At 62.4% G+C, this 25,209-nt stretch carries 23 protein-coding genes and 1 pseudogene; 20 read left to right on the top strand and 4 right to left on the bottom strand.

The features are described 5' to 3' along the window. Nucleotides 1-103 precede the first annotated feature (103 nt). On the bottom strand, nt 104-598 hold the full coding sequence (locus BM235_RS10620; RefSeq protein ID WP_090113523.1) for a C40 family peptidase: 495 nt from the start codon (nt 596-598) through the stop codon (nt 104-106). A 241-nt stretch (nt 599-839) separates the two neighbouring features. Here BM235_RS10620 and BM235_RS10615 point away from each other — a divergent pair. The 4 genes and pseudogenes from BM235_RS10615 to BM235_RS10600 all read left to right on the top strand — a co-directional run bounded on the left by BM235_RS10615 (nt 840) and on the right by BM235_RS10600 (nt 4,444). Continuing rightward, nucleotides 840-1,698, top strand: a pseudogene (locus BM235_RS10615) (carbon-nitrogen hydrolase family protein). A gap of 15 nt (nt 1,699-1,713) precedes the next feature. Then, complete coding sequence (locus BM235_RS10610; protein ID WP_090112570.1) at nt 1,714-2,373, top strand: GNAT family N-acetyltransferase; 660 nt, start codon at nt 1,714-1,716, stop codon at nt 2,371-2,373. A gap of 510 nt (nt 2,374-2,883) precedes the next feature. Next, on the top strand, nt 2,884-3,558 hold the full coding sequence (locus tag BM235_RS10605; protein ID WP_090113520.1) for a GNAT family N-acetyltransferase: 675 nt from the start codon (nt 2,884-2,886) through the stop codon (nt 3,556-3,558). A 64-nt stretch (nt 3,559-3,622) separates the two neighbouring features. After that, nucleotides 3,623-4,444 carry an MBL fold metallo-hydrolase gene (locus BM235_RS10600; protein ID WP_255374307.1) on the top strand — a complete coding sequence of 274 codons (822 nt, stop codon included), beginning with the start codon at nt 3,623-3,625 and terminating at the stop codon, nt 4,442-4,444. Between the two features lie 56 nt (nt 4,445-4,500). Here BM235_RS10600 and BM235_RS10595 read toward each other — a convergent pair whose 3' ends face one another. The 3 genes from BM235_RS10595 to BM235_RS10585 form a co-directional block, all read right to left on the bottom strand. Then, a complete protein-coding gene (locus tag BM235_RS10595) occupies nt 4,501-5,019 on the bottom strand; it encodes a type III secretion system chaperone family protein (protein WP_090112565.1) in 519 nt (172 codons plus the stop codon). A 65-nt stretch (nt 5,020-5,084) separates the two neighbouring features. Then, nucleotides 5,085-7,073, bottom strand: coding sequence for a hypothetical protein (locus tag BM235_RS10590; protein WP_090112563.1), 1,989 nt, complete (start codon nt 7,071-7,073; stop codon nt 5,085-5,087). An 86-nt stretch (nt 7,074-7,159) separates the two neighbouring features. Then, a complete protein-coding gene (locus BM235_RS10585) occupies nt 7,160-7,789 on the bottom strand; it encodes an eCIS core domain-containing protein (RefSeq protein ID WP_199408933.1) in 630 nt (209 codons plus the stop codon). Nucleotides 7,790-7,957: 168 nt separating this feature from the next. On the opposite strand from BM235_RS10585, the gene BM235_RS10580 reads away from it, so the two are divergent. The 16 genes from BM235_RS10580 (at nt 7,958) to BM235_RS10495 (ending at nt 25,202) form a co-directional block, all read left to right on the top strand. Continuing rightward, nucleotides 7,958-8,410 carry an ATP-binding protein gene (locus BM235_RS10580; protein ID WP_158543744.1) on the top strand — a complete coding sequence of 151 codons (453 nt, stop codon included), beginning with the start codon at nt 7,958-7,960 and terminating at the stop codon, nt 8,408-8,410. A 14-nt stretch (nt 8,411-8,424) separates the two neighbouring features. After that, nucleotides 8,425-8,766 carry an STAS domain-containing protein gene (locus BM235_RS10575; protein WP_090112559.1) on the top strand — a complete coding sequence of 114 codons (342 nt, stop codon included), beginning with the start codon at nt 8,425-8,427 and terminating at the stop codon, nt 8,764-8,766. Nucleotides 8,767-8,824: 58 nt separating this feature from the next. After that, the gene (locus BM235_RS10570) at nt 8,825-10,198 is read left to right on the top strand and encodes a PP2C family protein-serine/threonine phosphatase (protein WP_090112558.1); all 1,374 of its coding nucleotides are present in this window, start codon (nt 8,825-8,827) and stop codon (nt 10,196-10,198) included. A 17-nt stretch (nt 10,199-10,215) separates the two neighbouring features. Next, entirely contained in the window at nt 10,216-12,441 is a 2,226-nt protein-coding gene (locus BM235_RS10565) for an AAA family ATPase (protein ID WP_090112556.1), read from the top strand. A gap of 96 nt (nt 12,442-12,537) precedes the next feature. After that, entirely contained in the window at nt 12,538-13,134 is a 597-nt protein-coding gene (locus BM235_RS10560; protein ID WP_255374306.1) for a Pvc16 family protein, read from the top strand. Next, nucleotides 13,131-13,931, top strand: a complete 801-nt coding sequence (locus BM235_RS10555) for a hypothetical protein (protein WP_090112552.1) — start codon at nt 13,131-13,133, stop codon at nt 13,929-13,931. The genes BM235_RS10560 and BM235_RS10555 overlap by 4 nt, the downstream gene beginning before the upstream one ends. A 308-nt stretch (nt 13,932-14,239) precedes the next feature. After that, a complete protein-coding gene (locus BM235_RS10550; protein ID WP_090112551.1) occupies nt 14,240-15,949 on the top strand; it encodes a phage tail sheath family protein in 1,710 nt (569 codons plus the stop codon). A gap of 70 nt (nt 15,950-16,019) precedes the next feature. Continuing rightward, nucleotides 16,020-16,454 (top strand): phage tail protein, encoded by a 435-nt coding sequence (locus BM235_RS10545; protein WP_090112549.1) that lies wholly within the window; start codon nt 16,020-16,022, stop codon nt 16,452-16,454. Between the two features lie 295 nt (nt 16,455-16,749). Beyond that, nucleotides 16,750-17,130: a hypothetical protein gene (locus BM235_RS10540; protein ID WP_090112547.1), complete on the top strand. Its 381-nt coding sequence runs from the start codon at nt 16,750-16,752 to the stop codon at nt 17,128-17,130. Beyond that, nucleotides 17,061-17,321 (top strand): DUF6760 family protein, encoded by a 261-nt coding sequence (locus BM235_RS32025; protein WP_369803499.1) that lies wholly within the window; start codon nt 17,061-17,063, stop codon nt 17,319-17,321. Before BM235_RS10540 ends, BM235_RS32025 begins: the two co-directional genes overlap by 70 nt. Nucleotides 17,322-17,329: 8 nt before the next feature. Beyond that, a complete protein-coding gene (locus tag BM235_RS10530; protein ID WP_090112543.1) occupies nt 17,330-17,779 on the top strand; it encodes a phage tail protein in 450 nt (149 codons plus the stop codon). Between the two features lie 3,670 nt (nt 17,780-21,449). Then, the gene (locus BM235_RS10515; RefSeq protein ID WP_143106667.1) at nt 21,450-22,298 is read left to right on the top strand and encodes a hypothetical protein; all 849 of its coding nucleotides are present in this window, start codon (nt 21,450-21,452) and stop codon (nt 22,296-22,298) included. A gap of 14 nt (nt 22,299-22,312) precedes the next feature. Continuing rightward, entirely contained in the window at nt 22,313-22,939 is a 627-nt protein-coding gene (locus BM235_RS10510; RefSeq protein ID WP_090112536.1) for a CIS tube protein, read from the top strand. A gap of 6 nt (nt 22,940-22,945) precedes the next feature. Then, nucleotides 22,946-24,043 (top strand): phage late control D family protein, encoded by a 1,098-nt coding sequence (locus BM235_RS10505; RefSeq protein ID WP_090112534.1) that lies wholly within the window; start codon nt 22,946-22,948, stop codon nt 24,041-24,043. Continuing rightward, nucleotides 24,040-24,753 carry a phage baseplate assembly protein V gene (locus tag BM235_RS10500; RefSeq protein WP_090112532.1) on the top strand — a complete coding sequence of 238 codons (714 nt, stop codon included), beginning with the start codon at nt 24,040-24,042 and terminating at the stop codon, nt 24,751-24,753. Before BM235_RS10505 ends, BM235_RS10500 begins: the two co-directional genes overlap by 4 nt. Before the next feature lie 47 nt (nt 24,754-24,800). Next, entirely contained in the window at nt 24,801-25,202 is a 402-nt protein-coding gene (locus BM235_RS10495) for a GPW/gp25 family protein (protein WP_090112530.1), read from the top strand. Nucleotides 25,203-25,209 lie beyond the last annotated feature (7 nt).

The raw sequence follows: 25,209 nt of genomic DNA, 5'->3' as shown, positions 1-25,209 counted from the left end.
CATTATTTGTCACAGCTGTTCGAGACCGCGAAAAAGCCTTCGTCACGCCGCCGCCGGGCGGGGGGACGAAGGCTTTATAGTTAGCCGAGCGGCAAACTCACTGCTAGAGTACGCGCTTGGCGGTCTTGTAATGGCTCTTCCAATAGGCAGCGCTCAGGCTCGTGATGGTGACCCCCGGCTTGCCGTACGTATGAAGAATTTTGTTGTTGCCGATGTAGACGGCGACATGTCCGATTTTGGAACTGTTGCTGGATTCGAAAAAGACGAGATCGCCCTTTTTAAGAGCGGACTTGGCAACCGTCTTGCCCTTGGTCGCTTGCGCGCTGGAGACGCGCGGGAGCTTGACGCCGTATTTGCCGAAAATATATTGCATGAAGCTGGAGCAGTCGAACATCTGGGTCGAGCCGGATGGCGCGCCGAGGCGGTATTTGACGCCCAAGTATTTTTTGCCTAACGTGATGATCTTGTCGGCTTTGGCGGACGTCGAAGCGGCTGCGGCGGCTTTGGGTGCGGATGCGAAAAGCGTACCGGAAACGGCAATGGCAACGCAAAGTCCCAGGCTGGCGATTTTGCGGATCATTCGGCTGCGAATATTCATGCTCATGTTGTGTGGCGATCCTCCGTCCGATGGGTGCGGCTCGCTAGGGCCTATTTGTTTAACCCAACTATAACAGATTCCAAACGGCCTATAATTTTCCAAAAAGAGAAAGAGCCGCATAATTATGCGGCTCTTGTCGATTTCTTAGAACGAGATGAGAATTCTCTCATGCGCGAAACGCGGTTTGCGAGCCGCCGCGCACCCGATATAATGAGGGGAAGGAAAGACAGGGATGGAACCGATGAAAAAGAGAGTTTCCGCCGTTCAGTTCGCGCTGGAGGACGTCGAGAGCGTCGAGGAATGGAGCGCGCAGGTCAAGCACTATGTTCGCAACGCGGCCGAACGGTTCGCAGTTCGTGCTGTTCCCCGAGTTTATCACGATGCCGCTGCTCGGTATCGGCGAGGAGGCGAGCGGCGCGGGCCGTCCTATCGACTCGCTCCCGGATTATACGGAGCTGTATACGAGCCTTTTCTCCGGATTGGCGCAGCAGTACGGCATGTATTTGTTCGCGGGAACGCATGTGACAAGGCTTGGGAATGCCCTTCGCAACACGGCCTTTATATTCAAGCCGGACGGCAGCTGGCATACTCAGGACAAGCTTCACATTACGCCGTCGGAGGTGCAGGCGTGGAACGTGCGGCCCGGAGACGGCGTCGAGGTAATCGACACGCCGTTCGGCAAGATCGGACTGCTCACGTGCTACGACATCGAATTTCCGGAGATCGTGCGCATGGTGCGCGCCAAAGGCGCGAACGTCATTTTCTGCCCGTCCTGCACCGACGACCGGCACGGGTTCCACCGGGTCCGGTACTGCTGTCATGCCAGAACCGTGGAAAACCAAATTTACGTCGTAACGACTGGAACGATCGGCTCGCTGACCCGCATCGACTTCATGCGCGCGAACTACGGACAGGCCGCCGTCATCGCGCCGAACGATATACCGTTTCCGCCGGGCGGCATCCTGAGCGAAGGGGATATGAACGCGGATATGCTGATCACGGCGGATCTCGACCTATCGCTGCTGGACGATGTCCGCGAAGCCGGCTCCGTCACGACCTGGCGGGAACGCAGAGTCGATCTGTATACCGATTGGCAGTAAGAAGGGAGGATCGACATGCGCAAACGCATCATCGTATCGGACGGGAGCCGGACGGCCGAGGCCGAGATCCGGCTGTATACGCGGGCTGACTTCAAGGCGTTGATCGAAGTTCAAGCGGAGAGCTTCCCGCCGCCTTACCCGTCCGAATTGTGGTGGAACGAAGCGCAGCTCGAGGAGCATGTGAGTCGATTCCCCGCAGGCGCGCTCTGCGTTGAGGTCGACGGACGCCTCGCGGGCTCGATGACGTCGCTCAGGCGGACGCTTGCGAACGGCGACGGGCACTCATGGGCCGAGGCGACGGATAACGGCTACATTCGCAACCACGAGCCGGACGGAGATACCCTTTATGTGGTCGATCTTTGCGTCAGGCCGGCCTATCGTTCGCTCGGACTCGGCAAATGGCTCATCCAGTCGATGCACGAGACGGCCGTCCATCTCGGCTGCCGCCGGCTGCTGAGCGGCGGACGCATGCCCGGCTATCACAAGCACGCGGACCGTCTGACGCCCGAGCAGTACCTGGAGGAAGTGAAGTCGGGGCGGCTTCGGGATCCGGTCGTCTCCTTCCTGATCCGGTGCGGACGCATCCCGGTCGGCGTCGCGCGCGGCTACCTCGACGACGAGGAATCCCGCGGCAACGCGGCGCTTATGGAGTGGCGCAATCCGTTTATCGTTTAGACTCCGCCGCTCGTATATAAGCTTCGTCGAGACACCTTCTTGCGGGAAGGCGTTTTTTATCGTGCGCCAGGGCGGGACTTGCGTTATAAAGCAACAAATTCCGGAAATCCTTCAAGCCGTCCCCCAGCGGAAAATTCTAATATAGGGGAAGGCGCCGCGGAAGCGGAGCCGTATGCCGATTACGTGCGGACGCGGAGGTAACCGATTCATGAACAACGATCTCAAGGCGCCGAAAGGTCTTGCCAGCCTGTAGCCAGCCAAGCTCTTTCAGGATCAGGCTCGAGCGGAGCGCCGAGGAGGCGCCGCTACGGTCCGCGGCGAGCGATTTGTCGGTCCGGGCCGGCATGCATTTGTCGTCCCGGCAGCCGCCGAAGCGACAGATTAAACTTTACAAGACGTTTCGATTCCTTTACGCTTGATTTCATGAGCTGGCTATCGCACGGGAAGACGGGGATGCAAGCGGCCCGTCTTCCTCTTTTTATGGCCGGAAGTGGAGGGAACAATTTGGCGTTGGCATATCGCAAGATCGAATCGATCGAAGATCCGTATTTTTCCAAAATGCATGATTTGATGGGACGCGTTTTTCCGCCGGAAGAGGTTCTGGCGTTCGAACTCTGGCGTGAGCCGCTGCTGGATCCGACGATCCAGGTATTCGTCGCCGTGCTGGACGGCGAGGTGGTCGGCGCGACCGAATACCGGTACCGGCCCGAATTCGCGGTGGCGATGACGGACTTTACGATCGTCGGGCGCCCGGGGCTCGGCATCGGCCGATTTTTGCTCGTGCAGCGCGAGGCGCACCTGAAGCGGCTGGAGGCGGAGAGCGGCGTGCCGATGCTGGGCATGTTCGCCGAGATTTACGATCCGGCGCAGCTGGGCGAGGGGGAAGCCGCCGGTCCTGTCGGTCCGATGCATCCCGCAGTCAGGCGCGAAGTGCTGTCGCATCTTGGCTTCAAGCGTCTCGATATTGCGTACGTGCACCCGTCCTGGGATCACGAGGGCAAGGCGGTAGAAGGCCTCGACCTGTGCTTCAGGCCGGTGGACGATGCGCTGACTACGCTGCCTGCATCGCTTGCAGCCGGTTTTCTGCGCTGGTATTACGCCGCGCTGCCGAACAAGCCGGAAGCATGGGAGACGATGGTCTCGCGTCTCGAGGCGCTGGATAACGTCGAGCTGCTGCCGATCTAAGCGGGCCCTCCAGGACAGCGGAGCTGCAAAATAGTCTTTGACTTACAGAAGGAAGGTAAGCAAGTTGTCTGCTTCTCAACAACAGGACTTGATCATCAAGGTGCTAGGGAACGGAGATTCCTTGGGCACGCCTCGCGTATACTGCGAATGCGCGGTCTGCGAGGAAGCGCGCAGCGGCGGTCTGAACGTCAGGCGGCGTTCGTCCGTTTGGCTGAATACGGGCGAAGAAGCGCCGCTTCTCGTCGATTGCGGGCCGGACTGGCGCCATCAGATGGAACGGCTCGGGGCGAGGCGGGTGGAGCGAGCGCTGCTGACGCATGCGCACGTCGACCATATCGGGGGCCTTGCCGAATGGGCAGACGCGTGCCGATGGCTGGAAATGACGGCCGAGCTTTACGGCCCTTCCGAGGTGCTGCACGACGTCGCCAACCGCTATCCGTGGATCGGCGGACGGCTTCTTCAACGGCCGCTCGAGCAGGCCGGCGACCTGGCTTACGGCGGCTGGGCGATCCGCGCATGGAAGGTGAACCACGGCAAAAACGGCTATTCGTACGCCTACCGCTTCGACCACCCGGCCGGCGGATCGTTCGCTTATTGTCCGGATTCGATCGACTTGTCGGACGAACAGAAGGAGCCGCTGCGCGGATTGTCGCTGCTGATTCTCGGCACGAGCTTCTACGAGGAGCCGTATCCGATGGCGACGCGTTCCCTGTACGACGTCAAGGAAGGACTGCAGCTGGCCGAGGAGGTCGGCGCGTCGTCGGTCGTATTCACGCATATGTCGCACGATATCGACGCGAGGCGCGATTATGGCTTGCCCGCATGGGCGCGCTTTGCCGCCGAAGGCATGGAACTGAGGGTGTCCGCAGCAAAAAGAGGGGTCTAGTTCAAAACTAGCCCCTCTTTTTTGTTCGCTGTCAAATCGGTAATCCCGCGCCCCTCTTAGGGATCCAAGGCTGAGATCGCTTCGGCGGAAGGGCGGCTGCCCGACGCCACTTCGCCGACCGTCTGTCCGAACATGCCGAGCGTCATGAGGAACAGGTCGATGACGTGAAGCGCGTCGGGTTGGGGCAGCTTGTTCCCGGCGCCGACTGCCCATACGTAGCGATAATAAAGCTCTCCGGCGTCATTCAGGCTGAAATGGCCGAGCGGGAGACGGCTGTTGACCGCCATGAGCAGCTCGGACAGACCGGCCAGGGCTTGCGAAGCGACGACGGGCGCGACCACGGTGTAAATCTGCAGCAGGCGGATTTCGCCGATATCCTCGTCATCGAGCGGCACGAAAGTAAAAGTCAAATAGCGTTCGCCGCTTTCGTCGTCGGCGTCGGGCGCGGCGAGAAGGGCGGGAATCGGCACGTCCTCGGTCGGTTCGAGCAGGCGGCAGGGCAGGCCGGCTTCCTCCAGCGCTTGCTGCAAAAAGCCGAGCTCCGCCAAGTCGCGCGCATTCGAATAATTGTCCATAAGCTCACCCTCTCGATTGGTATTGATTGCAGATTAAATGGCCAGTGGCTGCCACTGCGGCACGATCAGCGCTGCTTCATGCCGTTGACGAGCAGCTCGCGCTGCTTCTCGACGTTGCCGTTCAGGCGATACAGCTCGGCTGTCGACACGCCGCTGGCCGAGATGAAGTTTTCGACGCGTTTGTATTGCTTGATAATATCATTGTCGCCGGGGCGGTATTCCGGCAGCGCGGCGACCATCTCCAGGATCATATTGCTGTGCTGGATACGCTTGGCCAGCTTGGCGGAGGAAGACTTGTCCGCGTTGAATACGGCCTTCGTGATGCCCCACGCGCCTGCCTTGGAGGCACGGTCCCGGCCGGCCTGCTTGACAGTCCGCGCCACCTTCATCGCCGCGCCGGCGCCGCCGGCAGCCGCCTTCAGCGGAATGCCGACCTGCGCGCCCACGCCGGAGAGCGTCGCGATATCGCCGGCGATGTTGGTCATCTCCAAGCCGATCTCGATCGTGCCGCGAACCTGCCGTTTGCGGTTGATGTATTTCATTTCCTTGGCAAGCTCGTAATCCTGGATATCCTTCAGCTCCTGCACTTCCTCCGGCGACGCCGTCGTTCCGAGCGCGGTCAGCTCGTCCTTGCGCTGCTTGAGCTTGGCCGGATCGGTGCCCGCGTTCGACGTCCACAGATGCACGCCGCCGAGCGTGCGCTTTTTCCCCGCCGTGACATAGTCCTTGTTTTTGCCGCCGGCGCCGTAGGCGGTTTTGAAATCCCGCTTCGCCGTCGTCATCTTCATGGCGGATACCGTCGCTTTGACCGCGTTGTACGTCTTGATCGTGATGGAGATGCCGCTGATGGCGATGCCCACGCCCGGAATGGCGGCGGCGAGGCCTGCGGTACCCATATCCAGTATGTCCTTGATCGCCTTGACGGTCTTCAGGACGCCTTGGGCGGCTTGAAGGCTGTTTTCCAACGCGTCCAGCGTGCCCGTCACCGCCTCGTCCTTGCTCAGGCCTTCGTCGCTCATGCCTTTTTTGAACATATCATAGATGCCCTTGACGACGCTGAACGCGCTCTTGATGGCGGCGATCGCTTCCCCGACCGATCCGGCCCAGTCGCTGACCGCGCCCGCATCGCCGACCTCGCCAGTTCCATGGACGACGCCCGCATCATTTATAAGACCCGAGCTGCTTTCCACCATCTTCGTACCCGCTTCGGCGGTGTCGATGACGCCCTCGGCGACGTCCATCTTGGACTGCTCGGGATCTTTGATCGCGCCGATCGTTTTTTTCATGGCGATGAGGCCGCTCACGCCGGACATGGCGAACTCGAGCGGATTGGTGCCGACGTCCAGGTGGCTCTTTTGGTTTTCGAGCGCTTCCTTTTGGTCCTCGGCGCCCTCCACGCCCTTCAGGTTGTCGATCGCGTCCTCGAGTTGTTCGGACTTGGTGCCCGGGACGAGGGTGCCGAGCTCCTTGAGGTTATCGGCCGTCTCGACTTGTTCTTCCGTTCCTTCTTCCGCCTCGGGGTTGGCGCCGACGGACGACAGCGCGCCGCCGGACTGCTGCGCCTTAATGCCGGCCAGCTTGTCCCGCGCGCCGGCGATGCCGCCGAGCGCTTTCACTTTTTCCTTGCGGATGAAGCCGTAATCGGAGCCGAACTTCGCGAGCTTCCAGCCGCCCGTCTTGTCGTAAACCTCGAAAACGTCCAGCTCGCCGCGATACTTGATCTTGCCGCCGACCATCGCGCTCTCTTCGACCTCGAACGATTCGGCGCCGCCGGCGTCAAGCTCCTTTTTGAAGCTGCGCAGATGCGCGCCTGCCAGCGAAGTCTGCTTCGAAGCGTTGGGCGAAGGCATCGAAGCGGGAAGCTTGGCCGGATCGGTCAGCATCTGGATCAAAGCGGCGTTGCCGAGGGCGCGCTGGAGCTGCAGGATGCCGGCGGGCGACTGCATGCGCTGCAGCGTTGCGGACGCCGGAGCGGCGGTCGAGCGCGCCGGGGCGGACTTGGCCTGCACGGGCGCGGCTCCCGCGGAGCGGGATGTGGCTTGAAATGAGCTCATAAAGGCACGACTCCTTAGCGATGGACGAGTGGCGATGAATGATTAAATCGGCCGGACCGGAGAAGCTCCGCAGGGATATACGGCGGTCACGAATGCTGTATCGGCATAAAGGGGGCGACATGCTCGGGCAGCCCCGGCGTCGGGCGATCGGCCATCCGCTGAATCGTCGGGGCGGCTTGATCCGGCGTCGCCGCGGCCCGCTCGCCAAGATCGTCCGCTTCTTTCTCGAGCGCGGGATCGTCGTTAAGGCGCATCCCGCTTTTGAGCTGGGCGGTCGGCAGCACGCGTCCTTGGCGCTGCTGAACGACGTGGGCGAGCTCATGGCCGATGATCTTCTGGCCGTTCTGCGTGTCGGGACTGTACTGTCCGGGGGCGAAATGGATGTCGTTGCCTTGCGCGTAGGCGAGCGCGCCCATGCTCGAAGCATTCGAAGAGTTGGCATGGACGTTGACGTTCGAAAAATCGGCGCCCATCACTTTTTCCATCTTGGACTGGACGTCGAGGGGCAGCGCGCCCGGACGATCCTGCTTGCGCTGGGCGGGGGCGGCCGACTCTTCCGGCGACAGCTCTCCCGCGCGCATCATCTGCAGGATAGCGCGGTTGCCGACGGCGCGCTGCATCGCGAGCATCTGGACGGGCTTGCCCTGCTGCGGTTTCTCTGAAGGGCCGGTACGGGAGGCGGCTTGCTGTCGGTTTTGGGCATAAAGGCGGCTCAAGGTCGCGACCTCTTTTCCGTTCTAAGATTTGTTTTCTATTATAGCTTATATTTTCCCGCGTAAATACGATTCGTTTGCCGGAAACGGCTATTTTTTTGTCGGATTATGGTATGATACGCCTGAATAATGACGTCTTGGCATCGCCTGGCGGCGAACGGAGGGAAGCCATTGACCGCTTGGAACGACATGGTGCGCGAGGGGCCGGACGCGGACGGGAGCAGCGCGATCGCGCTCGACGAAGGCTTGTCCGCGATCGATTCGCTGCATCGCTTCATGGAGGCCGCCGGCGACCGGCTGGGCTGGTCCGAACGCACGAAGCTTCAGTTGACGCTTGCCTGCGAGGAACTGCTGACGAATATCGTGTCCTACGGTTATCCGGACGGCGGCGATCCACGGATTCGGCTGACCGTCAAGCCGGTTGCGGGCGGCGCGAGGCTCGTTCTGGAGGACAACGCCGCGGCGTTCGATCCGCTAGCGAAGGCCGACCCCGACCTCACGCAGGACCTGGACAGCCGTCCGATCGGCGGACTCGGCGTTTATTTCGTCAAGCGTCTGATGGACGAACTCCGTTACGAGCGGCTCCCTTCGGGCAACAGGCTGACGATGATTAAATACGAATAGACGAGGTGCGACAGATGGAATTGAAGTCAGCGGTGAAGGACGGCGTCGCCGTTCTTTCGATAGAAGGTCGTCTCGACGGACAAAACGCATCGGAGGCCGAAGCGGCCTTCGTCGGTCTGGCCGGCGAGGGTCATACCCGGTTCGTGCTCGATTTCGCTTCGCTCCAGTATATTAGCAGCGCGGGGCTGCGGGTCGTGCTCGTGGCCGCCAAAAAAACGAAGGCGCTCAAAGGAAGTTTGATCTGCGCGGGCATGAGCGAAGCGGTACGCGAAGTATTCGAGATGTCGGGCTTGCTCGGCATCCTCGAGACGGCGGATACGGCCGAGCAGGCGACGGCAACGCTGGCTGCCCGCTGACGGACGGCGTAGCAATAGGCTTCCGCCTGCCGTTATCGGCCGCGGATGCGAAAAGGGGATGGAGACGATGGACATGCTGTGGGCGGCGGTCGTCCCGGCGCTGGCGGCGGGAGGTTTGGCCGGCGGCGCGGCCGTTTACTTGGCGTGCCGTTCCCGCGTCCGGCAGTCCCGTACGCTGCTCGATATCAGCTTGCAGCTGAATTCGACGCTAAGGCGCGGCGAGCAGATCGAGCTGATCGTCGAACGGGCCAAGACGATATTGCCGGTCGAAGCGGCCTCCGTGCTGCTGTTGGACCGGGACAGGCAGGAGCTGTTTTTCGAGGTCGCCACGGGCGGAAAAGGGGACGAGGTCAAGCGCATCCGACTGCCGGTCGGAGAAGGGATTGCGGGTCTCGTCGCGCAATCGGGCGACAGCATCGTCGTCAACGATCCGGGCGCGGATCCGCGCTGGTCGAGCCGGGTGGCGAACGCGACGGGCTTCGAGACGCGCAACCTGCTGACCGTGCCGATCGTTAAGGGCGGTCTGGTGGAGGGCGTGCTGCAAGTCGTCAACAAGCGGGGCCGCAGGCCGTTCACCGACCGGGACCGGCAGCTGCTCGAAGCGGTCGCCCAGCCGATGGCGGTCGCGCTCGAGAACGCCAGGCTGTACGAGCAGCTCGAGAGCTCGATGCACGCGCTGGCCGCGACGACGAAAATCAAGGATCGGCTCGAGAGCGAGCTGCAGATCGCCGGCGGCATTCAGATGAGCTTTTTGCCGCGCACGATGCCTTCGGCCCTGGAGCCGTACGACGTGTGCGCGCTGCTCAAGTCGGCCAAGGAGGTCGGCGGCGATTTTTACAACTTTTACAAGATCGACCAGAGTCGATTGTTTTTTACGCTTGGCGACGTGTCGGACAAAGGCATACCCGCGGCGCTGTTCATGGCGGTCGCGCTCACGCTTCTCAAGGGCAAGATGAAGCCCGACCTGTCTCCCGGCGAGCTGCTGCGCATGGTCAACGACGAGCTGGCCGCGGACGATCCGATGCTGTTCGCGACGATCGTATGCGGCGTGTTCGACGCCGATACCGGGGAGACGACGCTGAGCGAGGGCGGACACTGCACGCCGTACCTCGTGCGCGCGACGGGCGAGGTCCAGCCGATCAAGCTGAGGAAAAGCCTCCCGCTCGCGGCGATGCCCGAGTCGAGCTACTATGACACGGTCGTGACGCTGGCCGAAGGAGATCGGCTCGTGCTGTATACGGACGGCATTACCGAGGCCGAAAACGGCACGCAGGAGCAGTACGGCGGCGGACGGCTGCAGCAGTTTTTGCGGATGACGCCGGGCATGTCGAGCGCCGAGGTGATCGACGCGCTGCTGATGGACGTATTTATGTTCGCCGACGGCGCGCCGCAATCGGACGATATCGCCGTGCTGAGCCTGATGAGACGATAATGTAAGGAGGAGCGGTCTTGAGCGGCAACGGAACATATCGGGACGGCGCGCAGCTGCTCGCGGACGAGCTGCTGCTGCTGGAGGAGGGCATGCGAACGCTGCTCGGCCCGTCGGGGGAGGACCCGTTCGCAGATCCGCTGGCCGCGCTGCGGGGACTCGTCGTGACGCCGGAGGAGCTGCTTCGCAATACGCCGGAGGACGAGCCGGATTCGGCTGCATGGCGAGCATATGCCGCAAGGCGGCGCGAGGCGGAGGCGGATATGGCGGACCGCGAGCGGCAGGGCGCGGAGGAAGGGGCCGCGCTGCCGCTGGCCGCGCTGTCGGAGCGGCTCGGGCTGTCGCGCTGGGAGCGGCGGCTCGTCGTGCTCGCGATCGCGGGCGAATGCAGCCGCCGCTATGAGAAGTGGTTCGGCTACCTGAACGACGACATGACGCTGAAGGCGGCGACGCCGGATCTGGCGCTGCGGCTGCTGTGCGACACGGCGGCCGAGCGCGCCGGGGCGCGGCGTTCGCTCGCGAGTCCTCGGCTGCGGCGTCTGCTGCTGGATGCCGGCGAGGAGCCGCACGCGCGGCCGCCGGGCTTCCGCGATCCGCTGCGCCTCGATCCGCGCATTGTCAGCTTCGTGCTGGAGGCGGAGGCGATGGACGCGCGGCTCGACGGCATCGCGCGCCGCTACGGGCCGGACGACGGCGGGCTGCCCGAGCTGCCCGATGGCGACGAGGCTTGGCGCGTCCTGGCGCCGCTGTCCGAAGCGGGGGAAGCGCGGGCCCATGCGCATTGGCCGATGGTGCAGCTGTGGGGGCCGGCGGGCGCCGGCAAGCGGCTGCGCGTTCGCCGATTGGCGAACGCGCGCGGACAGGCGCTGCTCTGCGCGCAGGTCGAGCGGCTGCCGGCGGAGCCTGCCAAGCTCGCCGCCGCGCTCGCACAGCTCGTCAGGGAAGCGCTGCTCACCGGCGCGGCGCTGTGCTTCGCCGAAGGAGAGGGCGCGAAGGCGCCCGATCCGGCGCTGCTGGGCATGTACGGCGATGCGCTCGCAAGCTACGCGGCGTACGCCAGGCAGCCGCTCGTCGCCTGGTGCAGCCGCGAACGGCGTACGCCTCATAGCCTGCCCGCCGCAGAGGGGCGGATGTTCTGGCAGGCCGAGGTCGGACTGCCGGATGCGGCGCGGCGCGAGATGCTGTGGATGGCGTCGGCGACGGGCGGCCGCGAGGGCATATCGGGACCGATGCCCCACCGGTACGAGGACGGCCTGTTCCAGGCGCTCGCCGACAAATATCGGCTCTCGCCGGGCCAAACCGAGCAGGCTTGGCGCCAGGCGCGGACGCTTGCCGCGGGCGCAGGACATGCGTGGCCCGCGGCCGAGGAACTGGAGGAAGCCGCGCGCGGCCAGTTCCGCCACCGGCTGTCGGAGATGGCGGAGCGGATCGTGCCCAAGCGAAGCTGGAGCGACCTGGTGCTGCCGCCGGAGCCGCTCGCGCTGCTGCGGGAAGCTTGCGGGCGGTTCGCGCAACGCGGCCGCGTGCTCGAAGAGTGGGGATTCCGCGACAAGCTGCCTTACGGCACCGGGCTTCACCTGCTGCTCGCGGGGCCGCCGGGAACGGGCAAGACGATGTCGGCCGAGATCGTCGCGGGAGAGCTGGGGCTCGACATGTACCGGATCGATCTGTCTCGCATCGTGAGCAAATATATCGGCGAGACGGAGCAGCGTCTAAGAGAGCTGTTCGCCGAAGCCGAGCAGAGCGGGGCCATCTTGTTTTTCGACGAAGGCGACGCCTTGTTCGGGAAGCGCACCGAGGTCAAAGACGCCCACGACAAGTATGCCAACATGGAGGCGGCCTACTTGCTGCAGCGGATCGAGGCGTACGACGGGGTGACGATCTTGGCGACGAACCTGCTGCAGAACATGGACGATGCTCTTTTGCGGCGGATGAGCGCGGTCATTAAGTTTCCGGCGCCCGACGCCGCGGACCGCGAGCGCATATTCAGGACGCATCTGCCGCCGTCCGTGCCGACGGCGGACGATCTGGACTTGGCTTTTCTGGCCGCAAGATTGGACGTAGCGGGCGGTCATATCAAAAATATCGTGCTCACCGCCGCCTTTCTGGCCGCAGGCGAAGATCAGCCCGTCGGGATGCCCCATTTGGTGCGCGCGTCGGCCCAGGAATTGCGCAAGATGGGGAAAATTTGGGTCAAGGATAATTTCGCTCCCTATGACGGCGATTCCGATGCAAGTTTTGGATAGCCACTGCGCGTAAATGCCGATATAATGAATTTATTGGCGAAAAATGTAGCAATCTGCTTTTCGGCCAAGGTTATCATTCTAACGCCTTCGAGAGGGGTGTCATCCATCGGCTCCTATACCGCGATCGCGGAGGTCGGCGCAAGTCTCTTGAAGCTGCTCCGCGAGCAGCTGTCGCCCGATCCGATCGCCCGTCCGGACTTGATCGGCCTGGCTTCGCCGGCGGACAAAGGAGACCTTAGCTTGTCTCTATATCTCGTCGGCGTACGCGAGAGCGGGGACGCCCGGAGAAACGCGATGCAGGCGCAGGGCGGCCAGCTCCGGTATCCTCCGCTGGCGCTCGACCTTACATATCTGGTCACCGCGCATTCGGCTGCGGAGCCGCTCGCCCGAACGCTGGACGAGCATCTCATGCTGGGCAAGGTGATGCAGACGCTGTACGACAATGCCGTACTTCGGGCGCCTTATCTCGAAGGCTCGCTGGCGATGTCCGGCGAGGAGCTGCGCATCACGGCGGAGAACATGGACACGGATCAACTCGTACGGCTATGGCAGTTCGGCGATCTGCCTTACAAGCTATCTCTCGTATACCGGGTCGGGCCGATTCTGCTAGAGTCGACCCGCGTGAAGCCGGGACCGCGCGTCGTCGAGCGGCGCATTACGCTGCGCGACATCGGCGAGGGAGAGCCGCGATGAGCGCCGAATCGACCTTCGTTTCGCGCTGCTCGCTGGTCGTGTATCCGGTCGACGCCTGGACGGGACGGCCGCTTGCCGGACCCGACGTGTCGGTGCGGCTCGAGGGATTGCCTCACAAGCCGCTGCGTACGCCGGACGGCGGCTATGCATTTATGGACGTGAAGGCGTCCGAATGCAGTTTGACGGTGACCGCGCCGCTGCGGCTGACTTCGCGGATGGCCGTCGATTTGGCAGCGCTACCGAAGCAATCCCCGGTTGTCGTCGCGTCACTGCTGCCAGGCTCCAGGCTTCCGGCTCCGCCGGGAGCGACGGGGCTCGGCCTGCAAGTGGTCGACGCGGACGGCAGACCTCTTCCGGACGTCGCGATTTACGCATGGGCCGATGAAGAGGGCTGCGGCCGGGGCCGGCTGGCGGACGATCTGCCGGCCGGCTCGGACAGGCTTCGCTGCGCGCCGGAGGGCGGGCGGCTGCTGCCTGGCGATCACTTTATCCTTATGGAGCGCGGCGGACGGGCGACGGAACGGTGCCGAGTCGGTCCGGACACGGGGCAGCCGGGATTGCTGTCGCTTGAGACGCCCGCTGTACGGGATTGGCGGCGCGGCGCGCTGCTGCTGCCGGCGGCCGAGGCGCTCACCGACGGCGACGGCTTCGCGACGCTCGCGCTTCGCGGCGCTTATCCGCAGCGGTTCCGCGTTCGCGCGGAGCTCGCGCGCGGAGGCAAGCGAACGCGCGCCGAGTGGGCCGCGACCGGCGGGACGGTGACCCGGCAAGATCGAATCGCATGGCCCGCCGAATGAAGGCGGAGCCTTGGCGGCCTCCTGCGGGAGAGGCGGAGGCCGCGCAGACAATGGGCATGACGATGCCGCGCACGCGGCTACGGCCGCGTGCGCGGCGGCGATTGTTATAGATATTTCGAAAGGCTGCGGTCAAGCGGGCATGCTTCGGACGCCGGCATCGAGTCGACGTTCGATAGATTCGGGCCGGCTGACGGAGTTGCCCTTTTGTCCCGCAGCGATTAACCCACCAGCAGAGAGGAGGAACTGGCCGCTGACGGATGCCGCATCAAGACAGACATCAGGATGCATCCGTGAGGGAGCCGGGGAGTATGGCAGATTATTTGTCGCCTGGGGTATATGTAGAGGAATTCGAGAGCGGGTCCAGACCGCTTGAGGGCGTCAGCACCAGCACGGCCGGTTTTATCGGCCTTGCCCAGCGCGGCGCGGTAGAGGGGCTGCCTTTGCTTGTGACCGGCCCCGCCGATTTCCAGCGCGCGTTCGGTTCGTACTTGTCCGAGAGCGTCTTCGGCAGTTATCGCTATTTGGCTTACGCGGTTGAACAGTTTTTCATGAACGGCGGCTCGCGCTGCTACGTCATGCGGGTAGCGCCTTCGGACGCCAAGCCTGCTTCCAACGGCGATCGGCTGGCGGACGTGCTCTCCATCTCCGCCAAGAATCCGGGCGCATGGGGGAATCTCGTCAGCGTATCGCTGGCGCCGGCCAGCAAGGCCAAGACGCAAATTTACGAAGTGACCGACAAGCGCTACCGCGTTAAAAACGCGAACGGCTTTTACGCGGGCGACGTCGTCTCCTTCGCCGCCGGCGGCGAAGTCCAGCTGGCTCGTATCGTCAGCGTTCAGGACAACATCATCGAGCTGGCCGAGCCGCTTGACGGCGACGTCGTCGATACGGCGCTGCTGCCGACGAAGGTGCTGTCGACGAGCGAATTTACGCTGAACGTCGTATTCGGCGACGAAGTCGAGATTTTCGAGAAGGTATCTCTCAATCCCGAAGCGCCTTCGTACGTGGACAAGGTAGCGAGCCGTTCCAACCTGGTCGACGTATCCGCGCTCGTCACCTCGACGGCGGCGACGGCTCCGTTCGAACAGCTGACCGGCGACGCCGAAGGCGTAGTCCAGTTCGTACTGACGGGCGGCAGCGACGGCACCGTCGGCAACCTCTCCGCCGCCGATTTCATCGGCGAAGACCGCGGACCGGGCCGTCGCACGGGCATCCAGTCGTTCATCGACAACGACGTCGTCAGCATCATGGCCATTCCCGGCGTGACCGATCCGAACGTCCAGCTGTCGCTTGTCGCGCACTGCGAGAATCTCGGCAGCCGCTTCGCCATTCTCGACATTCCGCGCGAAAAGACGAAGGTAGCCGACGTACTGACGCACCGCGATCTGTTCGACTCCAGCTATGCCGCGCTGTACAATCCGTGGCTGTCGGTGTTCGATCCGCTCGACAAGCGGAATATTTTCGTGCCTCCGTCGGGTACGATGGCGGGCATTTACTCGCGCTCCGATACGACGCGCGGCGTACAGAAGGCGCCTGCCAACGAAGTGCTGCGCGGCGTCGTGGGACTCGACGTTCAGTACAACACCGGCGAGCAGGACATCCTGAACCCGGCCGGCGTCAACCTGATCCGTTCGTTCACAGGCCAGGGCATCCGCGTGTGGGGCGCCCGTACCGCGTCTTCCAACTCGCTTTGGAAGTACATCAACGTTCGCCGTCTGTTCATTTTCCTGGAAGGCTCCATCAAGGCCGGCACGAACTGGGTCGTATTCGAGCCGAACAACGATCAGCTGTGGGCTCGGGTGCAGCGTACGATCGACGCTTTCCTGACGCGCGTATGGCGCGACGGAGCGCTCGTCGGCTCCAGCCCGTCCGAAGCGTTTTTCATCGATATCGGCCGCTCGACGATGACCCAGGACGACATCGACAACGGCCGCCTCATCTGCGTCATCGGCGTCGCTCCGGTCAAACCGGCGGAGTTCGTCATCTTCCGCATCACGCAGAAGACCGGCTCCGAATAAAGGACGGCAAGGCAGCATAGCGCCGTCCGCCGCCCGGAGGCGCGCATGATATTCACGGAAGGGGATACCCATGACAGGAGAACGTACAGATCCGTACCGCAATTTTAGATTCCGCGTTGAGCTAGAAGGCTTGCAGCAAGCCGGCTTCAGCGAAGTGTCGGGCTTCGACGCTTCGTTCGACGTCATCCAATACCGCGAAGGCAACGAAGTCATTACGCCGCGCAAGCTCCCGGGGCTGGCGCGTTACGGCAACATCAGCCTCAAATGGGGCGCGACCGACTCCCTGGAGCTGTGGGAATGGATTCAGGACTGCGTCAACGGCACGGTCGAGCGCAAGACGGTCACGATCATCGCCATCGACGAGGAAGGCACGGACGTGGCGACCTGGCAGGTCATCGAAGCATGGCCGGTACGCTATACCGCGCCGAACTTCAACGGCCAAGGCTCCGAAGCGGCGATCGAGCTGCTTGAGCTTGCGCATGAAGGCATGACCCGCACGCAATAACACAATTCCTATGCCCCTTCGGGGCGGCTGGAGAGCTGACCGGCAGGTACGATGCGATCTGTCGGCAGCTTTCCCGCATTTAAGCCGAGCGATATAGGCTTTGCGCAATCCGCGTCTATCTTATGTAGGCCGGTGAAGCGCATCGCTTATGTAGCCGGTTGCCAGAAGCGCAGGTCGCGTGCTTCGACCCGCTTTTCTTGCAGTCCGCCGTTACCGCCAGGTGGATGCGCGTATCCGAAGAGGATGCCGTCCGCGTGGCTGATCGCGAATTTGATTTTATGACTGGAGGAACATCATGGCCTTTCAAACCGAATATGAATTCGAGCTTCCTCGCGGCTACGTCGACGATGCCGGCAATTTGCACAAGCGCGGCGTCATGAGGCTGGCGACGGCCGCCGACGAGATTTTGCCCATGAGAGATCCTCGCGTCCAGCAAAATGCCAGCTATTTGACCGTCATTCTGCTCGCGCGCGTGGTGACGCGTCTCGGCGAACTGAAGCACATCGATACGAAGGTAATCGAAAAGCTGTTTACGGCAGACTTGTCCTATCTTCAGAATATATACCGCCAGATTAACGATCTTGAAACACCTAAATTGCATACGGCATGTCCGAAATGCGATCACGAGTTCGAGGTGGAAGTGGATTTTTTGTCCGTAGCGGAGGGCCTCTCGTAACGTACGCCGCAGACCGGTTGTACGAAGAGGTCGGCTTTATCGCTTACTACTTCCATTGGCCGCACGACGACATCATGAATATGGAGCATCGCGAGCGCAGACGGTGGTGCGACGAGATATCTAAGATCAACAAGAAGCTGAATGACGAGCCCGATAAAAACAATCCGTTCGACGTATTCGGCAGGAGGTGACCGACGTTATGGGGGCGAACGGCAATACCCGCGACGTGCTCGGCAGCTTTCGCTTCGACGTGGAGCTGGACGGGATGCTGGTGGCCGGCTTCTCCGACGTACAAGGGCTCGAATCGCAGACGGAATACGAGGAATATCGGGAAGGCGGCGTGAACGGTTATACGCATCGTTTTCCAAAAGGGACGCGATTCGCCCAGATCGTGCTGCGTCGCGGTTTTTCCTCATCTTCGGCGCTGTGGGACTGGTACGACCAGACCGTTCGCGGCTCGGTGACGCGCAAGAGCGGCTCAATCATCTTGTACCGTCAGGACGGCGAAGAACTGTGCCGCTGGAATTTTTTCGAGGCCTACCCGGTTAAATGGACGGGACCGGCGCTCGATGCAAGGTCGAGCGATGTCGCGATCGAATCGGTAGAGCTGGTGCATAACGGCATCAAGGCGATTTTCTCCAAGAAATAAAAAAAGGCGTTCGCGTCATGCGGCCGCGCCGTTCGCTGGCGTTCCGCGCGGAAGGAGGAGGAGCATGAAGCGAATCAAAGGCGGGCTTCTCCGCATTTCGGCGGCCGGCGCCAAGCCGGAGAACGGCGCTTTCGCCGATGCGATCAAGCGCAAATACGTTTCGCTTCGCGGTCAGGCGCAGTCCGCCCGGCCCGCTCTTGTTTTCCGCGCGGTACCGACTTCGACCAAGCGTGCGCGGTCGGGCTATTCGCCGCTCGAACAGAAGCGTCCGCATTCGGCTCCTGCTTCCATAAAGCCGTACGGCTCGCCGATGCGCGGCGAGGTCCGCACGATCGTCAAGGAACGCGTCGTCGAACGGCATACCGTCGTCGTACGCGAAGTCGAACGCATCGTAAGAGAGCAGCGGATCGTGAGGGAGCAGGCGGTCCAAGTACCGTATACGCCTGCGCAGCCGAGACCGGATGCCGGTCGGCGCGAGCATGGCGGAGAGAGCGCGGTTTCGGCGCGTGCCGAGGCGCGCAGTGTTTTGTCTCAGCCGGTAATCGGCGGACGCGAACGTGGGCAGCAAAAGCGGCAGCCGGAGGCGGGCGACCGTAGAGAGCAGGAGCGAAAGGCGCCGGAAACGGACTTGCGCGAGCGTGGACGGCAAGCACGCGGGATGGAAGCAGGTGTCCCCTCGCAACGCAAGCGGCCTAACGCCGGCGGCGATGAGCCCCGGCAGCAGAACCGACTGACGGCGTCCGACAGCCGCGATCGGGAGCGGACGGAGCGCGTAAAGGATCTGAAGGAAAATGCCGAGTTAAATGCCGAGTTAAATGCCGAGTTAAATGCCGAGTTAGATGAGGCATTGCTTTTGCAATCGGAGCAATCGCTTCAAGCCGATCCGCTTATAGCGGCTGAAAATGGCGGCAGTCGCATCGACGAGCGCCAAGCCGACTTGAGGCCGCCAATGTCCGGGTCGCCGCTCCGTCGCACGGGAGATACCGCTTCGAATTCGAAAGTATCGAAACGCGATTCGGCTCATCCGAGTGCGCCGTATCCCGGGATTCGTGGCGCAGTAAAAGCCGCTAGCCGCGCAGGGCGGATGCGTGCGCGATTTTTACAGCGGCCTTCTGCGAAAAACTTAGGTTTGCCTGGTGCCGATCGCCGCGAGCCGGCGCCGATCAAGAGAAGCATCGCATTGTCGGCGCCTGCCGTGCGCCAGCTGCTGGCCCGTCTGGCAGCCGGTCCAGCGGGATCGGATTTTTCCGCTGTCAGACAGATGACGTTGTCCACGCCGGGATTTGTACATGCGCAGGTCCGTCGACAGCTAAGGGGGGCTAATCCTTCTCAGGATCGAACTTCGGGAGTCTCCTTCCGTCCGGGCACGGGGCAATCGGGTCATCCGGCTGCCATTGAATCGGGACAGCGACGCGACGTGCAGCCTAATCCCTCGGATGCCCGGCAGCCGACTGGCTTAATACAGTCTCACGGTCAAAGCCGGAGGAACGAATCGGTGCCTGTTCATCCGCATGAGCCCGAACGCCAGGAGACGGCAGGAGCGCCATACGGCTATCAAAGCGAACTGCCGAGCTCACTTGCGAAAAAAAACGGATCCAGCAATGATGACGCGCGCTTGGCGTCGAACGCCGAGGGCGTCGGGAATCGCGACGATACTTTGCGTGACTCGAATTCTGATTCCGGTGCATCCGGCGGTAAACGGGTAAAAGATGCCGGTGAGCGGTCGACCGGGCGTCACCTGCACAACGACTACGCTGCACAAAAACAACCGGAATCGCAGGAAACGCCGGCAGTTATGCAGGGTAATCGCCCTGAGTGGACGAACGATAATCGCGTTCGCGATGGACGATCCGCTGGCACCATAGGCACGTATGAGAGCGTTCGTCGCCACGAGCTGTTTCCGGGCAGCCGCGAGAGCGGCGAAACGTCGATTGACGGGGGCGAGTCTAGCAAAGTTTCATCTTCCCTGGCACCGCCGCTAGACGCGGAGCGATTGCAAGCAGCCGATTTGACGATCGACAAACACATGCCAGGCTTAAGTATGGAGCCTGTGTCTAACGATCCTTTCCTTAACGGAGCGCGACTTCAAGAGCCTTTTTCATCATGGCCCTTTCGCATATCGCTGTCCGCGCGAGCGATTGAAAGGGAAGCGGAGCCGCGGCTAAGCGTATTGGTACACAGCGCCGCGCGTCGGGCGTTCGTGCCGGGGGCGATGCCAACCCGATTGAATCGTGTCTACGCTTCCCGTTGGCAGTCCGTCGAGGAGGGAACGCCGGCCTTTCAAACGATAGAGTCGACGGCAGATACAGCGAATTCCAATAGAGAAAACGGGCACAAGCTGATACGCCACGACGCTTTGTCTGATTCGTCGGATCCTTCGACGCGTTTCGTTCATGAGAATGCTGGAGGTCAACAGGCGAGCAATCGTCAATGGGGCGGTATCCACGCTCGGCGGCATCGGGCAAACCATGAGAACGAGACTCGCGAGCAGGTGGAGCCATTGTCTCGCAGCGCGCAGCAGCCTCACCGTGCTTCGAGACGGCTGCCAGCCGAAGCAACGGAGCGATTAAAAAACGATGCGACTGCGACGCTGCCAAACGTCGGACAAGTGCGCCTGCAGACCGCGCGCCTTCGCAGCTTGGGCCGCACCATTTCCAAGGAAGGCATGCACGCAGGTTCGGTACCGGCGTTGGTGCTTAAACGCAATGCGCGGCTTGGCCTTCCTATCGAAGGCCGGGCCGTGGATGTCAGGCGCATCGATAGAAAAGACCGTATTAACGGGGCTAACGCACAGCAAACTGCAAACCGCCATGCCGCAACCGCAGGAGATCCGATCGGCGAAAAGGTGCTTCAACCTGAAGGACCAAGTTCCTCCAACCGCGGAACGGGGGGACAGGTTCGCGGGGTGAAGGCATTCGAAGCGCCGCGGCTCGTTTTCAAGCTCGGCGCCGTCCGCAGCCTGTCGTCCGATCGCGCCGGCCAAGCAAAGACGAGGTCGGGTCGCTTCGCAGCGGTAGGTACGCCTGTCGGATTGGTCGATTCTACGAGCGATGCTGCCGGAAAGATCGGTCGCAGTGCAGGCGCGATTGGATTGTCCAGGCTGCGGAGTCCGGATCTGTTGACACAGCATCGAGGCAACGCCTTTCAGGCCGGTGCGCGTCTAATGAGATCGGGGATCGACGATCGGCAGCGTATGACGATCGCGGACGGCCATAGCGCTGGGATAAGCGATTCGCTGAGGATTTCTGGCTCTATGACCGTCAGGAAATCCAGTGCAGCCCGAAAGACGGCGGATCGAACGCAATCTTCGGTTCAGCAGCAGAAGCTTTATGATGCCAACGGCTTCGCAGCCGCCGCGCGTTTACCGGAGTTGAAACGCAGTCAGCAGCCAGGAGAATCCGTGGCACCGGCCTATATAGCACGGCTAACGATGCGAGAACGGTTGAAACAGGTCGATGGGCGGTTGCGTGCAAGCGGGGCGCAAGGCACGCTGCCTACGCACCGCCTTGCAGCGAACCCTGCGATTGAAGCAGCCGGTAATGCGACTTCGTTCACAAGGAGCAGCGGCTTCAGCGAAGTCAGCGTAGCGAATGCTCCAGTGGACGGCGTCGTGGCTAGACAGAGCGATAGATTTACGCAAATTAGCGGAAATGATTCGGCTGCAGGGCCTGTGACGGACTTACGTTCGACGCGGGGAGCGGCGAACCCGCGGATCGTGCATGACGAGACCAAGACGCGTCCGATTCAGCGGGAACAACCGGGTCGACAGACGACACGGACAGGCAAGATGCAGACCGCGTCGATCGCATACCGAACGAGAAATACCAAGCCTGCTTCGAGCTCGCCGGCCGCGCGAATGCTTGCGAGAGAACGGTCAATGCCCAACGCATCTGACGCACGGATCCCGCTCGCAGGGCGTTTCTCGATCGCGCAGCCGGTGCGTTCCATCCGACCGGCGCTGAGCCAAACGCTCCTGCGGACGGCGCTGCCCGCGCCGAGTTCGCAATCGGTCTCGGGTCGTCAGCGAGTAGTTGCACGCACGCCGGCTTCCGCTCGCTTGCCCGGCACGCCTTCGCTCGCTGCCGAGGCCGACAATGCGGCCGCTCGGCTGCACCGGGCAGCGCCTCGGAACGCATCGCCTGCCGAGCCGGCATTGACGCCGGCCGCAGCGCTCCAACTGCGCAGCGAGCAGCAGGCTAGCCCGCCAAGCGCGCAGCCCCGGCCGGCGCCGGCCGCCGAATTGCGGCTTCGCCGGGCGCAGCAAGCCGGCGCCGCGGAAGCGCAGCCTCAGCCCGCGCCAGCCGCGGAGCTGGAGCTGCGACGCGCGCCTAAGGCAGGCGCGCCTGCGCAGCAGCAGCCGATGCAGCCAGCCGCGCAGGAGCCGCCGCGGCTGAGCACCGAGCAGCTCCAGCAGGCGGTGCGCGAGATGCCCGAGCTCGATCCCGAGCGGCTCGCCGACACGGTGTACACGGCGCTCATGCGCCGCATGAAGTTCGAGCAGCGCCTTAGCGGCTACTGACGGAGGAATTCACGATGGCCTTGTCCAAAGCCAAAATCGTCATCATCAAGAGCAATTCGCAAGAGACGGTCGACGTGCTGTTCAATCCTGGCGAATATATGCTGCAGGCCGGCAACAGTTATTCGTGGCATGCCGTGCCCGGCCTGCAATCGCCGATCGCCCAGTTCGTGAGCGGAGAGGCGACGACGCTGACGATGGATCTGTTTTTCGACACTTACGAAAAAGGAACCGACGTCCGCGCGCATACGGCGAAGATCAGCGGGCTGCTGCAGGTCGACAGCGATTTGCACGCGCCGCCCTTGTGCAGGTTCGTATGGGGCTCGCTCAACTTCAAGGGCGTCGCGGAAAAGGTGTCGCAGCGGTTCACGATGTTTCTCGACACCGGCATTCCGGTGCGGGCGACGCTGAACGTAACGTTGCGCGCGGTGCTGAGCATGACGGAGCAGTACCAGCAGGTGCCGCGCCAATCGGCCGACCGCACGAAGCAGAAGACGCTGAAGCAGGACGAGCAGTTGTGGATGATCGCCGCCGAGGAGTACGAGGACCCGTCCCAATGGCGGGCCATCGCCGAAGCCAACGGCATCGACAATCCGCGGCGCCTGCCGGCGGGGCGCAAGCTTATCATCCCGAGATTGGAGTGAGGACGGGTGACGGTCAAGTTCGATACGACGACGTACGAGCTGTCGCAGCTTGAGAGCAAATACCGTTCGTTTTTCGCTCCGGCGTTCGAGATTCTCATCGACGGGCAAAATCTCGTTCGGATCGGCGCGGCCGTTCAAGGACTGCGCGTCACGTCGAGGACCGGGATGTTTTCGGACCACTTCAGCTTCCGCATCTCCAACGCCTTCGATCCCGTCGCCCGCTCGCTCAATTGGCTCGGTTCCCTGGTCGACGTCGGCAAATCGATCACGATCAAGATGGGGTATACCGATCGCTTCGAAACGGTTTTCGAAGGCCTCGTGACCGGCGTCGGCGTCGATTACCCGACAGGCGGGCTGCCGGTAGTGAGCGTCAAGGGCATGGACAAGTCGATGCTTATGATGCGAAGCAAGCAATCGAGCCAGTGGAAGGACAAGAAGGCGAGCGACGTCGCCCGGCAGATCGCTTCGAAGTACGGGTTGACGCCCGACGTCGACGATACGATGTCGCCGATCCCGCGCATCGAGCAGCACCGGGTGAGCGATTTTCACTTTTTGCATTCCCTTGCGTTCGACAACGAACGGGACTTCATGGTCGTCGGGTCGAAGCTCTATTTTAAAAAGCGCAATCCTTCCGCGGCAGAGGTGCTCACGCTCACGTACGGCAAGAGCTTGCTGAGCTACTCCGCGGAGGTGGACATCTCGAACCAGGTGACGCAGGTCGTCGTGAGAGGCATCGATCCCGACACGCACGAGCCGATCGAGGCGAAGTCGAAGGCGGTCGACATCATCGGCTCGAACGGCCGATCCGGCCCCAATATCATGGGCGCGCTCTCGTCTTATTTGATCGAGACGGAATTCATGGAAGACACGACGGTCGCCGCCGCGCAGAAGCTCGCGGACTCGATCATGCACGACAAGGCGATGGAGCTGGTGACCGGCTCGGGCACATGCATCGGACTCCCCGAGATTCGCGCGGGCCGGTTCATCAAGTTGCAGAACGTCGGCCGCCTGTTCAACCAGCCGATGCTGCTGAACAATGTCGTTCATGCCATCGATACGAACGGCTACGTCACCAGCTTCAACGTGGAGGGGAACGCCATATGATGGGGCAAGACTACTCGGCTTCGCGGCCGAACGCGGGCAGCGTGAACGGCGTCATGGTCGCCACCGTCACGAACAACAGCGACCCGGAGAAGCGCAACCGCGTGAAGCTCAAGTTTAAGGTGCGGGAAAACGACAACGAGACCGACTGGGTGCCGATCGCATCGCTCATGGGCGGCGTCGACCGGGGGACGCTGTTCGTGCCCGAGGTCGGGGACGAGGTGCTGGTCGCTTTCGAGATGGGCAGCCTCAAGCTCCCGTACGTCATCGGCAGCCTGTGGACCAAAAACGCATTGCCGCCGGCCAAGCACGAAAAAAACGATATCCGCAAAATTCGCTCGCGCGGCGGGCACGAGATGCTTTTTCAGGATACCGACGGAGACGGCAAGATCACGCTCAAGACGGCCAAAGGCTTTAAAGTCGACATCTCGGAAAAAGAAAACAAGGTCGAGGTGGCGACGAACGACGGCGTTCAATCGGTCGTGCTGACCGGAGGCGGGACGGGGACGGTCGTCGTCAAGTCGGCGGGCGCCAAGATCACGCTCGACAAGACCGGCAAGATCACGATCGAAGCGCCGAACGCCGTCGAGATCAAAGGCACCCAGCTGAAAATCGAGGCGTCCGCGCAGCTTAGCCTGCAGGCGTCGGCGAGCATCGATATGAAGAGCGACGGCATTATCAATATCAAGGGCTCGCTGGTCAAGATCAACTAGCGCGGCCGACCGGCGATTGCCGGCGTTCGCGGCAGGGAGGAAAGGACATGTCCGCTTCGTTTTTAGGCAAAGGCTGGCGTTTCCCCGTCGGGGTCGACGCAACGACCGGCCGCATGCTGATGTCGGAGGGCGAGGACGATATCGCGGAAGCGATCCGCATCGTGCTCATGACGTCGCGCGGGGAACGCGTCATGCGTCCGGGCTTCGGCAGCGGGTTGTCCGGGTACGCCTTCTCCGGACTTGACGAGACGACGCTGCGCTTGCTCGAGAGCGATGCGCGCGAGGCGATCGTCGTCTGGGAGCCGCGCGTCAAAGACGTGGAGGTGCGCGCCGAGACGGATCCGTCTCAGCCCGGCCGCATCAAGCTGTCCGTGGACTACGTCGTCCGATCGACGAACAACCTGTTCAATCAGGTGTACCCGTTTTATCTGGACGAAGGCACCAAATAACGTGAAA

This window comes from Cohnella sp. OV330 (assembly GCF_900112065.1).
Taxonomy (GTDB): Bacteria; Bacillota; Bacilli; order Paenibacillales; family Paenibacillaceae; genus Cohnella.
The sequence above is the reverse complement of the archived record's forward strand: the minus strand, read 5'-3'. Positions and strand labels throughout refer to the sequence as shown.